Raw genomic sequence first — 13,798 nt, 5'->3', positions numbered from 1 at the left:
CGTCGTCGAAGCCGTACTGCGCGGCACCGTGAAGACCAACGAGTGGATCCACGCCAACCAGGACAAGGCCAAGGCCTCCGCCAACGCGAAGCTCGAAGCGGACAGCGGCAAGCCCCTCGACGCCAAGGTCATCGACCCCGCATGGCCCGGCATCGCCATCACCGACGACCCGCTGGCCTCCACCCTGAAGACCCAGTCCGAATGGGCCGTCAAGGCCAAGCTCATCGAGGAACCCGACCTCGCCGGCATCTACGACCTCACCCTCCTGAACAAGGTGCTCAAGGCCGCCGGCAAGCCCGAGGTCTCCGACGCCGGCCTCGGCGCCAAGTAACCCCGCAATCCAGCAATCCCAGGAGGTGACGACCATGGCCACCACGCTTGCCAAGGCTGCCGAGGGCTCCGCCCTGGAGCGCACGCACGCCGCCCGCATCGAGCACGTCTCGAAGTCCTTCTCCGGCCCGGCCGGATCGCAGCTCGTCCTGGACGACATCAGCCTCGATGTCGCTCCCGGCGAGTTCGTCACCATCCTGGGCGCTTCGGGGTGTGGAAAGTCCACCCTGCTGAACCTGGTCGCGGGTCTGGACAAGCCGTCCGCGGGGTCCATCGAGACCCCCGGCGGCCGTCCGGCGCTGATGTTCCAGGAGCACGCCCTCTTCCCGTGGCTGACCGCGGGCAAGAACATCGAACTCGCCCTGCGCCTGCGCGGGGTGGCCAAGGCCGAGCGCCGCCCGGAGGCCGAGCGGCTGCTGGAGCTGGTCCGCCTCGGCGGCTCGTACGGCAAGCGCGTGCACGAGCTGTCCGGCGGTATGCGCCAGCGCGTGGCCCTGGCCCGGGCGCTCGCCCAGGACAGCCGGCTGCTGCTGATGGACGAGCCGTTCGCCGCGCTCGACGCCATCACCCGGGACGTGCTGCACGGCGAACTCACCCGCATCTGGGCCGAGACCGGTCTGTCCGTCCTCTTCGTCACCCACAACGTGCGCGAGGCCGTCCGCCTCGCCCAGCGCGTGGTCCTGCTCTCCTCCCGGCCCGGCCGGGTCGCGAAGGAATGGACCGTGGACATCCCGCAGCCGCGCCGCATCGAGGACGCGGACGTCGCGGAACTGTCCCTGGAGATCACTGAACACCTGCGTGGGGAGATCCGCCGCCATGGCCAGCACTGACATCACTTCGAAGGCCACGGGCAAGACCGACGACCTGGCCGGCCTGGAGGCGGGCCTCGACGCCCTCGACGCGGTCCAGACCCACCGCACCCCGGTCCGCGAGATCCTCGTCAAGAAGGTCCTCCCGCCGGTCCTGGCCGTGAGCCTGGTGCTCCTGGTCTGGCAGGTCCTCGTCGCGACGCACGTGACCGAGGAGACCAAGCTGCCCCCGCTGTCCGCGGTGTGGGACAGCCTGTCCGACATGTGGGTCAAGGGCACGCTGCTGGAGGTCATCTGGACCAGCGTCTCCCGCGGTCTGCTCGGCTTCCTGCTGGCCCTGGCCATCGGTACGCCGCTCGGACTGCTCGTCGCCCGGGTGAAGTTCGTCCGCGCCGCGATCGGCCCGATCCTGCAGGGCCTGCAGTCGCTGCCGTCGGTGGCCTGGGTGCCGCCGGCCGTCCTGTGGTTCGGCCTGAACGACGCGATGATGTACACGGTGATCCTGCTGGGCGCCGTCCCGTCCATCGCCAACGGCCTCGTCTCCGGCATCGACCAGATCCCGCCGCTGTACCTGCGGGCCGGCCGTACCCTGGGTGCCACCGGTCTGCGGGGGGCCCGGCACATCGTCATGCCGGCCGCGCTGCCCGGCTACCTGGCCGGCCTCAAGCAGGGCTGGGCCTTCTCCTGGCGCTCGCTGATGGCCGCCGAGATCATCGCCTCCTCGCCCGACCTGGGCCTGGGCCTGGGCCAGTTGCTGGAGAACGGCCGCAACAACATCGACCTGCCGGGCGTATTCCTCGCGATCATCCTGATCCTGGTCGTCGGCATCGCCATCGACCTGCTGATCTTCAGCCCGGTCGAGCGGTGGGTGCTGCGCAGCCGCGGCCTGCTGGCGAAGAGCTGATCGCCGTGTCCCGCGCCCTCCTGGTCATCGCCCACGGCAGCCGCGATCCGCGGCACGCGGCGACCGTGCACGCCCTCACGGGGCGGGTGCGGGCGCTGCGGCCGGGGCTGCGCGTGGAGACGGCCTTCCTCGACTTCAACACCCCGACGGTGGGGCAGGCCCTGTCCTCGCTCTACCTGTCCGGCGTACGGGAGGTCGTGGCGCTCCCGCTGCTGCTGACCCGCGCCTTCCACGCGAAGTCCGACATCCCGGCGGCGCTCGCCGAGTCGACCTCGCGCCTGCCGGGGCTGTCGGTACGGGTGGCGGACGTCCTCGGACCGTCCCCGCTCCTGCTGACCGCCCTGGAACGCCGGCTCGCCGAAGCCGGCCTCACCCCGGCGGACCGCGCCGGCACCGCCGTGGTGCTCGCGTCCGCCGGCTCCACGGACCCGGAGGCGATCGCAGTGATCGCTGAAACCGCGCGGGAGTGGCGGCGCACCGGTTGGTGTGCCGTGCGGCCTGCGTTCGCCTCCGCTGCTCTGCCCCGTACGGAGGACGCCGTACGGGCCCTGCGCGCCGAGGGCTTCGCGCGGGTGGCGGTGGCCCCGTATGTCATCGCCCCCGGCCGCCTCCCGGACCGCATCGCGGCCGGCGCCGACGCCGCGGGCGCGGACGTCGTCGCGGACGTCCTGGGCGCGGCCCCGGAACTGGCCCGGCTGCTGCTGCGCCGCTTCGACGCGGCCGCGACGGCGCCGGTCCGGCTGCCCGCGCTGACCGCGTAGGCAGGACGGCCCCGGCTTCGGGCCGCGGCGGCCGGCACGCGTGAGGGTCAGGGGAGGGTCCAGATCCGGGTGGTCACCAGGTAGAAGACCACGGCCCAGAAGACGAGCAGGACGGTGACGATCCCGATGCCGATGAGGTTGGCCCTGGCCGCCCGTTCGTCCGGCGACGGGCGCAGCCACCGTCCCAGCAGCGGGTTCACGTAGTAGGGCATCGTGAAGAAGCTCATGACGAGGCTCGACAGCAGGTTCCCCACGAGCAGGCCGATCCACAGCGGCAGCTTCAGCGGCGACAGGGCGAGCGCCAGGAGGACGACGGTCGGGTACAGGCCGACCCAGACCGCGATGGCGGTCTTGGTGACCGAGGGCGGGGGTGCTTCCGCGCCGTTCTCCTCGAAGGAGAACCAGCTGCCGAAGGAGTTGTCGATCGTGCGCAGTTTGAAGTCGTAGTGCTTCCCCTCGGCGAGCACCTCGCGCCGCCTGTCCGACGTCAGCCAGGCGTCGAGGTGCTCGGCGTTGTCGAAGCGGTACAGCGTGGTCCATTCCTCCTGGACCCCCTCGATGGGCGGGAAGAACTCACTTCCGCGGAAGCCTTCGAACTTGCTCTCCGCCTCGTTCATCCGGCGCTGCCATCCGAGGAAGTCCTCGACGTGCTCCGGGCGGACACGGTGGGTGATCACCACGGTCACGAGCGGATCCTGAGCGGGTGCGTGGCCGCTGACCACCTGCTGGGTTCCGGGGCCGTCGAGGTACTTGTCGCCGGCTTCGAGAAGTACCTGCCGGGCCGGGCTGTTGATCCACGCCTGCAGGTGGGGGATCGAGTCGTACCGGTAGACGACGACCCATTCGGGTTGCAGGGGTGTCGGCGGGGCGACCTCGACGCCGAGGTACCCGTCGTACGCTGCGGCGGCGGCGTTGACGTCCTGCTGCCACGTTTCGTACTCCCGCTCCCGCCCGGGCATGACCTTCTGGGCGATGATCGCCGTGGCCTCGGCGTCTTCTGCGTGCTTCTCGGTGTCCATGTGCTCAGGCCTTCGAGTGCGACCGCTTCTCGCCCAGCCGGCTGTAGATCCGTTCCGGTGTCAGCGGCAGTTCCCGGTAGCGGATGCCCGTGGCGTCCTGGAGGGCGTTCGCCAGTGCGGGGGCCACCGGGTTGATGCTGCATTCCGCCATGCCCTTCGCTCGCATCGGCCCGACAGAATCCGCCGAGCCCACCAGGAGCACTTCGGTGCGCGGGACATCGGCGTAGGAGGGAATGCGGTAGTTGCGGAGGTTCGGGTTGACCACGACGCCATCAGCGTCGAGACGGAGGTTCTCGGTCAGCGCGAAGCCGATTCCCTGGGCGACGGCGCCTTCCACCTGTCCCCGTACCTGCGCGGGGTTGATGACGAAGCCGGCGTCGGCTGCCTGGACGCTGTGGAGGACCTGGATCTCACCGGTCACCCGGTGGACCGCGATCCGGAACCCGTGCGCGTTGGAAACGGCGCTCCGGGGCGATCCGTAGGCCTTGCGGGCGGCGGTGAACCGGATGCCGCGCGCCCGTGCCAGCGCGACGATTTCGGCCAGCGACACCCGCTGGTCCCCGCAGACGACTCCGTCGTCGTCCATCGAGCACATCACCGGGTGGATGCCCGTGTGGGCGGCGGCGAACTCCAGGATGCGGTCGCGCACGGCGGTGGCCGCACGCAGAACCGCGTTGCCCGCCACGAAGAGGCCCGCGCTCGCGAAGGCTCCGGTGTCGAAACCCGTGCGGTCGGTGTCGGACTGCACCAGGCGGATCCGCGACGGTGTGGTGCCCAGCTGGTCGGCGGCGATCTGGACGTGGGCGGTCGAGGTGCCCTCGCCGAATTCGACCGTGCCGACCGCGACCTCGTAGACGAGGTCGTCGCCGAGCGTCACCCAGGCCTCCGAGATGTGCTCGGTCGGCGGCGCGGTCTCGTGCAGGGAGGCCGCGGCGCCCGCCCCGACGAGCCAGTCCGGGCCGGGGTGCGGGTCTCCGGCCGTCCGGGCCAGGGCCCTGTCCACCAGGTCGATGCACTGCGCGAGGCCGTCCTCGGTGAACGTCACGTCGTCGGGGCCGTCGTGCAGGGCGACGAGCGGGTCGCCCGGCCGCACGATGTTGCGGCGGCGCAGTTCGAGCGGATCCATGTGCAGGGCGAGGGCGAGTTCGTGCATCGCCGATTCCACGGCGAAGGCCGGCTGTGTCATCCCGTACCCGCGCAGCGCTCCGCTCGGAACGGTGTTGGTGTAGACGGAGTACGCGTCGTACTTCTTGTTGGCGCAGCGGTAGATCATGACGGCCGCGCCGCCCGCGAACAGGGTTTCGCCGCCGTGGTTGCCGTAAGCGCCCGTGTTCGACACGTTGCGGACCTGGAAGGCCGTGAGCGTGCCGTCCGCCTTCGCGCCCAGCTTGACGGTCAGCGTCATCGGATGGCGCGGCGACGCCGTGGTGAACTCCTCCTCACGGGTGTACTCGAAACACACGGGCCGCCCGGTGTCGAGCGCGGCGAGCGCGGCGAGGTCCTCCGAGATGACCTCCTGCTTGCCGCCGAAACCGCCGCCGACGCGCTTGCAGAACACGCGGAGCTGGTCCGGGCGCAGCGCGAACAGGTGGGCGAGTTTGACCTTGGCGATGGAGGGCGACTGCGAGCTGGTGCGGACGTTCAGACGTCCGTCCTCCATCCAGGCGATCGAGCCGTGGGTCTCCAGGTGCGCGTGCTGCACGCGCGGGGACGAGTAGGTGCCTTCGTGGATCACGTCGGCCTCGGCGAACCCCGCGTCCACGTCTCCGATGTGCGAATGGATTTCGAGCAGGACGTTGTGGACGGGGTCGCGGACGAAGGGGTCGTCCGCCCCGTGGATCTGCGGGGCCCCCTCGGCCATGGCCTCCTCGGGATCGAACACCGCGGGCAGCGGCTCGTACTCGACGACGACGTTCCGGCAGCCCTCCTCCGCGGCGCCGGGCGTGTCGGCGACGACAGCGACGACGCGCTGACCGGCGAAGCGGACCGTCCGGTCGAGGATGAGGGTGTCGTCCGGGTCGACCAGGTGGTCGGTGTGGATCGCCGTGGTGAAGCGTCTGCGCGGCACGTCCTCCCAGGTGTAGACCCGCTGTACGCCGGGAACCGCGAGGGCGGCGCTCTTGTCGATCGACAGGATCCGGGCGTGGGCGTGCGGCGAGTGCAGCACCTTGAGGTGCAGCATGCCGTCCATGTGGGTGTCCATCGTGAACTCGGCGCGGCCCGTCACCACGTCGTTGGCGGCAGGGGCTCCGACGCTCGTTCCGGCGGCCTTTCCGGGCCTGGCACTCTCCACGCCGACGACGCCCCGCACGGCGTCCTCGATCCCCCGGTAGCCGGTGCACCGGCAGAGGTTGCCCTTCAACGCCCGTGGCAGATCGGCCTTCTGGGACTCGGTGAAGGTCGCCGAGGTCATGATCATCCCGGCGGTGCAGAAGCCGCACTGGAATCCCGGGGCGTCGCGGAACTGGCGCTGCATCGGATGCAGGTTGCCGGGCGAGCCCAGCCCCTCGATGGTGGTCACGTCACGGCCGTCGGCACGGAAGGCGGGGGTGATGCAGCTGTGCACGGGGCTGCCGTCCAGCCATACCGTGCAGGCACCGCAGTCTCCCGCGTCACAGCCCTTCTTGACACCGAAGTGGCCGAGCGAGCGGAGGAAGGTGCGCAGGCACTGTCCGGGCGCCGGCTCCTCGCCGAAGCTCCTGCCGTTCACGCGGTACGTCATGTCGGGCTCCCGGACGCGAGTTCACGGCGGATCTCCTCGGCGAAGTGCTTCGTCAGATGGCGGCGGTAGCCGGGAGTGCCGTTGGGATCGTCGAACCAGACGTCGGTGGGGATGACGTCGATGCTCTGCTGCAGGGTCGGGGCGTCGGGCATGGTGTCGAAGACCATGCGCACGGGTCTGGTGGTGCCGGCGGTGACGGTGAGCAGCAGGTCGTTGTTTCCGGGCGTGCGCGTACCGACGAGGAACACCGTCGAGCGGCCGAGCCGGGTCAGGGTGAACCGGCGGTGCGCGGCGCGTTTGCGCAGGGTGTGCACCGGGATCTCGATGCGTCGCAGGATCTCCCCGGGGGCGAGGACGTTCTGGTGGTCGCCGGTCACGAAATCGAGGGCGTCGACGGTGCGCGTCGTCCCGTCGGGGGCCCACAGTTCGTAGCGCGCCTCCAGAGCGACGGTCAGCGTGATCATGGGGCCGGCCGGCAGCGACATGCAGATGTTTCCGCCCACGGTCGCCGCGTTCCAGACCTTGAACGAGGACAGGAACGCCTCGCAGGCCGTCCCGAACAGGGGGCCGGCGGTCCAGTCGGCCGGAGGCCGGAAGGCGTAGAACTCGCGGATGGTGCAGGTGGCACCGATTTCGAGCCCCTTGTCGGTCGGGACGAGGGGGGCCCACTGCAGGGTGGTCAGGTCGACCAGGCGGCGCAGATCCGGCTGTTCCACCGAGAACAGCCACGTCCCGCCGGCGAGCCAGGCGTCGCCCTCGCGCCAGTCCGCGCCCGGCCGGTCGGGGGGACGCCGGACGATTTCGGTGATCGTGTTGAGGTCCACGGGGATCGCCCTCCCTCACGACGGCAGCCGTGGGACCATCCACCGGCCTCCGGTGCGCGCGGGCCGCGTCACGACCTCGGGCGACCGCATCGCATTCGCGTCGAAGCCCGGGTCGGCCATGGGGCACCGCCGGTCCGGCCCAGGTTCTGCCCCGGGTCCCATCCGGTTCGGCTCCGGCCGCTGCGGTCGGTCACTTCGACGAGGACCGGCGGACGTAGAGACTCCCCTTCAGCGTATCCCCGACCCGACCCGCCCCGCACCGCCAAGCGCAGCCGCCGGGCGCCCCCGCCGGAGAAGACGGCTCAGGCGCGGGCCGCGGCCTCGTCCGCCAGGGCGGTGAGGTCCTCGATGGACATCGCGCCCGGGGGGAGGCCCTCACGGGCGAAGATGTTCGCCGCGTGCCGCAGCACGTCGTTGACCGGGGTGGGGACCCCGTGCAGCCGCCCCAGCAGGGAGATCTCCCCGTTGAGGTAGTCCGCTTCCACCGAGCCCGTGCCCCGCGCCAGGCTCTGCCAGGACGAGCCGCCCCGCACCCCTGCCGGCTCGTTCACCTTGCCCTCGCGCGCCGTCGCCTGCTCGGCGTCCGAGGCGTAGGCGATGCCCGCCGCGCCGAAGGCGGCCTTGCCTTCGCGGACGGCCCGCAGCAGCAGCGCGGCCTTCACCGGGTCCGGCTCCGGTCCGGTCGTCGCCTGGATCGCGTTGCCCAGGTTCCCCAGCAGCTTCGCGTACTTCCACCGCATCACGTCCTCGACCGGCGGCGCCTCGAAGCCGGCCTTGCCGAGGTCCGCCGCGACGGCCCGGGACACGGCGTCCGTGCCGCCCGCCGCCCGGCCCACGTGCAGGACCCCGGTCAGCGGCGCGCACAGCGCCGAGACCACGCCCGGCTCCAGGAAGGTGGCGGGCAGCCATACGCACACCCCGTACACGCGCGCGAAACGCCGCAGCGCCAGCCGCTCGCTCTCCACGCCGTTCTGCGCGCACAGCACCGGCAGCCGCTGCGCGGCCGTACCGCCGCCCGCGACCTCCGCGTCGCCCCACGCGTCGAGTGCGGCGATGGCGTCCTGGGTCTTCACGGACAGCAACAGGACGTCGTCCGGGCGCAGTTCACCCAGTTCGTCCGGTCCGGTGACGACGGGCAGCCGGTGCACCCGGGTCCCGTCGGCCGTCGTGAGCCGCAGCCCCTCGGCCCGCAGGGCCTGCGCGTGCGCGCCGCGGGCGACGAGTACGACCTCGCCGCCCGCCTCCGCGAGCCGTCCGCCGATGGTGGCGCCGACCGCGCCCGCGCCGATGATGATGTAACGCATGCCACGAGCCTGGCACATCCGGCCCGCCGGGTCGCCGTCGGGGCACGGCGAACTTCCGTGCCGCCACAGGACGCGCCTCATGCGTGGTGGTTCTGCCAGCCGGCGGGATCCATCCGGACGATGTTCAGCAGATCCTCGGCGAGTTGCTCCTCGAAGAGGAATCCCCAGAACGCCTCGGGGACCAGCTTCGAGTTGATCACGACGGCGGGGGTGCCCGGTCCGATCGGGTCGTCGCCCGTCTGCCGGTACGCCGACTGCGAGGCGGTGACGAAGTCCTGGTACTTCATGGTGGACACGGCGGCGTCGAAGGTCTCGCCGCGCAGACCGGGCACCTGCTCGGCGAGCGCGAGCAGACGCTCCGTGGTGAAGCCGCCCGACTCCTCGACCGCCGTCTGGTTCCCGATCAGCACGGCGTGGTACTCGGCGAACCTCTGCCCGTCCAGCGCGGCGCGGAGGGCGTTGACGGCGCGCTTGGAGCCGTCACCGCCCAGCCGGTCGTCCTTGAAGGAGGCGAAGGTGTACTCCGTCCTCACCTGGCGCTTGAAGGTCTGCGTGCGGATCGCCTTGGCGCCGGTCGACTCGAAGTCCAGCACGACCGGGCACCGCGGGTCCTCGTAGAGCCGGACGACCGTCTTCGCGAGCGGGTCCCCCACCGTGATCGTCGTGCCGTCCGCCGCCAGGGCCTCGGGCAGGTCCGTGACCCCCGCGTACGAAGCCGGCGGCGCGGCCCCGGTCGACGAGGTGGCGGACGTCCCCTGCCCACAGCCGGCCGCGGCCACCGCGAGCGCACCCCACGCAACCGCGGCGGCCAGCCGTCTGACCGTTCTGATCTGCATCTTTTCCCTTCCCGGTGAACGCCCGAACTCTAGACGTCCGCCGGCCCGGGGCGCACTCCGGTTTGTACGGCCCGGCGCGGGGCCTCGGGACCGGGGTCGGGCCGGGTTCGGACCGGGTTCGGACCGCGGTCAGACCGCGGTCAGCTCCACGAGCTTGGCGACGGTGTTCCAGTTGCGGGTGGTCACGTCGATGCCCTTGACGACGGCGGGCTTGGCGAGGGCCTCGGCGAGCTTGGAGCGGCCCAGGCCGTCGGGGGCGTAGAGGTAGAGGACGCGCTCGCCGATCCGGTACTCCTCGGGGAGGTACGCCGCCCCGTCGAGCGCGGCGAACCGCTCCGGGCCGGGCTGTTCGGAGCAGAAGGTGACGTGCAGCTGCTTGCCCTCCAGCTCCGCGGCCGGGAACGGACAGGCCTCGGCGACGGCGTGCAGGTACGCGCCGTCGAGCACGAGGCACGCCACGCGGAACCCGAAGTGGGCCTCGATGGCCGCCTCCAGCTCCCGGGCGAGGGCCGTCGGGTCCTGCCGCGCGCTGCTGAAGACGGCGTTGCCGCTCTGCAGGTACGTCGCCACGTCGCCGTGGCCGAGCCCCTCCAGCAGCGCACGCAGCTGCGCCATCGGGACCTTCTTGTTCCCGCCGACATTGATCCCGCGCAGCAGGGCCGCGTACTTCTTCGTCGTCGCCTTCTTCGTCATGGGCGCACCCTAGAACCTGCCTACGACAATGCGGCCTCGATGAGGTCGGCCGCCTCCCGTGTGCCGCCCTCGGTCGCCATCTGCGCGCGGACGGCCTCCGCGCGGACGGCGACCTCGGGGTCGGTGACCAGGTGGAGGACCGCCTCGCGCAGGGTCGCGGCGTCGGCGTCCGCCATCGGGACGTGCCGGGCCACGCCGAGGGAGACGAGCATGTCCGCGTTGCCGAACTGGTCGACGGCCTGCGGGACGGCGACCATCGGGGTGGCGGTGGCGAGCCCCTCCTGGCTGCCGCCGGCGCCCGCGTGGGTGATGAAGGCGTCGGCCCGGCGCAGGATGTCCAGCTGGGGAACCCAGCGGTGGACCTCTGCGTTGGCGGGGACCGGGCCCAGGTCCGCCTCGTCGGTGAACTTGCCGATCTGGAGGACGAGATACCAGTCGGGCAGGTCCGCGAAGGCCTCGATGCAGGCGCGGTAGAAGGCCGGCTGCTTGGTGAAGGCGGAGCCCAGCGAGACGAGCACGATCTTCTTGCCCTCGGCGGCCGGGGGCCTGTGCCAGGTGCCCTGGGTGGCGCTGCGGTCGCCCTGGCAGGCTCCGACGAAGGTGTACACGGACCCGTCGACCCGGTCGGCGTGCGGCTGGAGCGCCCGCGGGATGAGGACGATGCTGCGCCGCGGGCGGCCCTGGAAGCGGTCGACATCGTCGCCGAGGCCGTTCCCGGTGAGCCAGGCCGCGAAGGCCGCGTAGTAGGCCCGGCCGCGCTCGGAGGCCTTCAGCTCGGCGAACATCGGCTCGGCCACCTCCTGCTCGTACCCGTCCCAGGCGACCAGGTTCGGGGAGAGGGAGACGGCGGGGACGCCCCAGCGATGGGCGAGCACGGGCGCCGGGTAGGAGGTGATGTCGTGGAGCACGAGGTCCGGCTCGTCGCCCTCGAAGGCGGCGGCGAGCTGCGGGAGCGCCTGGACGGCGTCCTTCAGGAAGGGCTCCAGGTTGTCGATGAGCTCGGTGCCCCAGGCCTCCGGCTCGTCGTCGGTCGGGAGGGTGGAGGTGTAGATCACGGGCGTGGCGCCGGTCTCCGCGACCTTCTCGGCGAAGGAGGCGGGGATGGCGTAGCTGACGCGGTGGCCCCGGGCCACGAGTTCGCGGATCACCTCGATGCTCGGATTCACGTGCCCGTGGGCGGCGATGGAGAACATGGCGATGTGGGCGGGCTTGGCTGCGGTCATGATCGAACGATAAACGAGACGATACGTCTCGTGCAATTTCTTTCCAGCCGATCACGCCGGACCGGCCGGGCGGGACGAACCGGAGGAGCCGGAGGAGCCGGGCGGACCTGCTGAGCCGGACGGCCCGGACGGCCCGGACGGCCCGGTCGGGTGGTCCGACGCCGTGATGCGCGCGACGTCGACGGTGAGCGAGTCGAGCCAGGCGAGCGCGGCGAAGAACCGCGGCGAGGAGGCACCCGGCGGGTCGTCCACCGGGGGCCCGCCGGGCGGCGGCGCGCTCTGCGGATCCGGGCCATCCGGGACCGGGACATCCGGCGCCTCCGGGGGCGCCCCCGCCCGCTCGGCCGCCTCCCGCATCCGGGTGGCCACCCCCGCCGCCCGGCCGTCCAGCCGGGCGCCGTTGTCCGGGCCCACGGCCGGGCCGCCGCGGACGATGAGCCGCCGCGAACCCCACAGCACGTGGTGGCCCGTGATCATGGCCGCCTGCCAGTCCGTCGTGGGGTTCTCGGTGTTCCGGGGCTCGCGCTGATGCTGCGCGAAGGCGGACTCCGCCATGATCAGCGCGTGCTGGAGCGGCTGGTCCTCGGGAGTCTGCCCCGGCCCGCCCTCCACCACGGTGGCCGTGGTCCGCTCGACGTTCTCGGCCTCCCTCGTCAGCAGCAGGGCGACCGCCCGGTGCAGCTCCCGCTGCGCCCCGCGCGGCCAGGCGAGCACCCCGAACACCACGCCGATCAGGCTGCCGATGATCACGTTCAGGATCCTGACCTCGGCCAGCTGCCACGTCACGGGGGACAGCTGCGCGAAGACGAAGGCCACCACGAGGGTGAACATGCCCTGGGCCCAGCCCACGCCCCGCACCGGCCCCACCTGGAACGCCGTGAACATCACGAACGGCAGCGCGATGGCGTAGATGGTGGTGTGGCCGCCGATCAGGGCCAGCAGGACCCCGGTGACCAGGGCTCCGAGCAGGGTGCCGGTGATGGCCACCCGTACGGTCGCCCGGGTCTGGGAGGCGGTCGTCCGGGTCAGGCTGAGGACGGCCAGCATCGCCCAGAAGCCGTGGGGCAGCGAGTCCACGCCCGCGACCGTGCGGGCCGCGGCGAGCGCGAGGCCGATCCGTACGGCGTTCTGGAAGTACACAGACCGGGGCCCGGCGTGTCCCGCCATCCGGTGCCACCACAGGCGCGGCGCGAGCTGACCGGCGTACCAGAAGCGCCCGGCATCGGCGTCGGCGGGCCTGCGCGCGCGCCGGCCCCGTACCGCCAGCTCGGCCGCCGTCGTCAGGGCCACGGCGGCGTCGGCCACCTCCAGCACGGCCGCCCGGCGGCGGCCCCGCGCGACGGTCGTCGGCGGCTCCCGCGCGGCCGCCGACGCCGCCTCCTCCCGTACGCGCCGCAGCGCGTCGGCCGCTTCGGTCGTGCCGGCCGTGCCGTCCAGCAGGGCCGCGGTCTCGGTGACGGCCCGGGCGACCGCGGCCAGCACCTCGGCCTCCGGCACCTCGGGCGGCCGGTCCCGGGGCGGCGGCTCCGGGGGCGCCGGGGGCAGGTTCACCATGCGGCTCAGAAGCGTGCGGCCGGCCAGACCCACGTGGGCCAGGGCGCGCTCGTGCAGCCCCGGCCCGACGGGCCGGTCCGCCTCGTCGATCCGGAAAGGCCGCAGCGACTCCCCGGCCGCCCGGGCCGTCTCCGCCGAGACGGCGGACAGCGTGTACGGGGCGCGGCCCAGCTCGGCGGCGCAGCGGGCGGCGGTCCCGGCCGCCCCGGCGGCCACCCGCCGGTAGGTGGGCCCGGGCTCCTCGGGCAGGAGGAAGACCTCGGCGAGGACCAGCAGCACCAGGCCGAAGGTCGCCCCCGCGAGCCGTTCGACGAGGGCGTCCGGTGCGTAGGGCGGGAAGCACGGCAGGATGTAGAGCAGCTGCAGTCCTGGGGCCGCGCCCGCCGCGCGGGGCCCGGCCGCCGCCACGAAGGCCAGGGCGAAGCCGATGAGGAGCATCCCGACCACGGCGCTCCAGGTCCGGATCGCGAGGTAGGTGCCGATCGTCAGCAGCACCCAGGCCACGGGCGTCGCCCTGACCATGACGGCCGCCCGCTGGCGCCCGGTTCCGGGGATGTGGGAGAGGGCCGCCATCGACACCGCGGCGAACAGCGCGTACGTCGCCGCCACCGGCCGGTCCAGCGCGTACAGGCACACGAAGAACGAGACGCACGCGGAGAGGGTGGTGCGCAGGGCGCGCCGCGTCACGACCGAGGGACCCCGGTCGGCGCGTACGTCGTGTTCGGCGCACATGACTCCAGGATCGGGCCACCTGCCGGAAGCCACCACTGATACTGGCGGTCGGCAGCGGATCCACGGCAAGATCCGAACGGGACGGCC

11 protein-coding genes and 1 pseudogene are annotated in these 13,798 nt (G+C 72.4%); 4 read left to right on the top strand and 8 right to left on the bottom strand.

Going from position 1 to position 13,798, the window contains the following annotated elements:
• The 4 genes and pseudogenes from ACFY0D_RS15510 to ACFY0D_RS15495 all read left to right on the top strand — a co-directional run.
• Positions 1-331: pseudogene (locus ACFY0D_RS15510) on the top strand (sulfate ABC transporter substrate-binding protein); the annotation flags it as partial.
• Between the two features lie 34 nt (positions 332-365).
• Positions 366-1,160: an ABC transporter ATP-binding protein gene (locus ACFY0D_RS15505; RefSeq protein ID WP_314254789.1), complete on the top strand. Its 795-nt coding sequence runs from the start codon at positions 366-368 to the stop codon at positions 1,158-1,160.
• A complete protein-coding gene (locus tag ACFY0D_RS15500; protein WP_301365384.1) occupies positions 1,147-2,043 on the top strand; it encodes an ABC transporter permease in 897 nt (298 codons plus the stop codon). The genes ACFY0D_RS15505 and ACFY0D_RS15500 overlap by 14 nt, the downstream gene beginning before the upstream one ends.
• A complete protein-coding gene (locus ACFY0D_RS15495) occupies positions 2,043-2,804 on the top strand; it encodes a sirohydrochlorin chelatase (RefSeq protein WP_390798828.1) in 762 nt (253 codons plus the stop codon). Before ACFY0D_RS15500 ends, ACFY0D_RS15495 begins: the two co-directional genes overlap by 1 nt.
• A gap of 47 nt (positions 2,805-2,851) precedes the next feature.
• Here ACFY0D_RS15495 and ACFY0D_RS15490 read toward each other — a convergent pair whose 3' ends face one another.
• The 8 genes from ACFY0D_RS15490 to ACFY0D_RS15455 form a co-directional block, all read right to left on the bottom strand.
• Positions 2,852-3,823, bottom strand: a complete 972-nt coding sequence (locus tag ACFY0D_RS15490; RefSeq protein WP_390798805.1) for an antibiotic biosynthesis monooxygenase — start codon at positions 3,821-3,823, stop codon at positions 2,852-2,854.
• Between the two features lie 4 nt (positions 3,824-3,827).
• Positions 3,828-6,545 (bottom strand): molybdopterin-dependent oxidoreductase, encoded by a 2,718-nt coding sequence (locus ACFY0D_RS15485; RefSeq protein ID WP_390798804.1) that lies wholly within the window; start codon positions 6,543-6,545, stop codon positions 3,828-3,830.
• Positions 6,542-7,369, bottom strand: coding sequence for an FAD binding domain-containing protein (locus ACFY0D_RS15480; RefSeq protein ID WP_390798803.1), 828 nt, complete (start codon positions 7,367-7,369; stop codon positions 6,542-6,544). Before ACFY0D_RS15480 ends, ACFY0D_RS15485 begins: the two co-directional genes overlap by 4 nt.
• Positions 7,370-7,671: 302 nt before the next feature.
• Positions 7,672-8,673, bottom strand: coding sequence for a ketopantoate reductase family protein (locus ACFY0D_RS15475; RefSeq protein WP_390798802.1), 1,002 nt, complete (start codon positions 8,671-8,673; stop codon positions 7,672-7,674).
• 77 nt (positions 8,674-8,750) lie between these two features.
• A complete protein-coding gene (locus ACFY0D_RS15470) occupies positions 8,751-9,509 on the bottom strand; it encodes a DsbA family protein (protein ID WP_390798801.1) in 759 nt (252 codons plus the stop codon).
• A 129-nt stretch (positions 9,510-9,638) separates the two neighbouring features.
• Positions 9,639-10,202, bottom strand: coding sequence for a DUF1697 domain-containing protein (locus tag ACFY0D_RS15465; RefSeq protein WP_390798800.1), 564 nt, complete (start codon positions 10,200-10,202; stop codon positions 9,639-9,641).
• Positions 10,203-10,222: 20 nt separating this feature from the next.
• On the bottom strand, positions 10,223-11,425 hold the full coding sequence (gene mgt / locus ACFY0D_RS15460) for a macrolide-inactivating glycosyltransferase (RefSeq protein ID WP_390798799.1): 1,203 nt from the start codon (positions 11,423-11,425) through the stop codon (positions 10,223-10,225).
• A gap of 51 nt (positions 11,426-11,476) precedes the next feature.
• Complete coding sequence (locus ACFY0D_RS15455) at positions 11,477-13,711, bottom strand: FUSC family protein (protein WP_390798798.1); 2,235 nt, start codon at positions 13,709-13,711, stop codon at positions 11,477-11,479.
• Positions 13,712-13,798: the final 87 nt, after the last annotated feature.

Source organism: Streptomyces sp. NPDC001502, from assembly GCF_042894785.1.
Lineage (GTDB): Bacteria > Actinomycetota > Actinomycetes > Streptomycetales > Streptomycetaceae > Streptomyces > Streptomyces kutzneri.
The sequence above is the reverse complement of the archived record's forward strand: the minus strand, read 5'-3'. Positions and strand labels throughout refer to the sequence as shown.

What these genes read in the sequence shown, in the direction of transcription:
- mgt (WP_390798799.1), bottom strand. Translation starts at nt 11,425, where the DNA reads ATGACCGCAGCCAAGCCCGCCCACATCGCCATGTTCTCCATCGCCGCC.
- ACFY0D_RS15470 (WP_390798801.1), bottom strand. Translation starts at nt 9,509, where the DNA reads ATGCAGATCAGAACGGTCAGACGGCTGGCCGCCGCGGTTGCGTGGGGT.
- ACFY0D_RS15485 (WP_390798804.1), bottom strand. Translation starts at nt 6,545, where the DNA reads ATGACGTACCGCGTGAACGGCAGGAGCTTCGGCGAGGAGCCGGCGCCC.
- ACFY0D_RS15455 (WP_390798798.1), bottom strand. Translation starts at nt 13,711, where the DNA reads ATGTGCGCCGAACACGACGTACGCGCCGACCGGGGTCCCTCGGTCGTG.
- ACFY0D_RS15475 (WP_390798802.1), bottom strand. Translation starts at nt 8,673, where the DNA reads ATGCGTTACATCATCATCGGCGCGGGCGCGGTCGGCGCCACCATCGGC.
- ACFY0D_RS15490 (WP_390798805.1), bottom strand. Translation starts at nt 3,823, where the DNA reads ATGGACACCGAGAAGCACGCAGAAGACGCCGAGGCCACGGCGATCATC.
- ACFY0D_RS15500 (WP_301365384.1), top strand. Translation starts at nt 1,147, where the DNA reads ATGGCCAGCACTGACATCACTTCGAAGGCCACGGGCAAGACCGACGAC.
- ACFY0D_RS15505 (WP_314254789.1), top strand. Translation starts at nt 366, where the DNA reads ATGGCCACCACGCTTGCCAAGGCTGCCGAGGGCTCCGCCCTGGAGCGC.
- ACFY0D_RS15465 (WP_390798800.1), bottom strand. Translation starts at nt 10,202, where the DNA reads ATGACGAAGAAGGCGACGACGAAGAAGTACGCGGCCCTGCTGCGCGGG.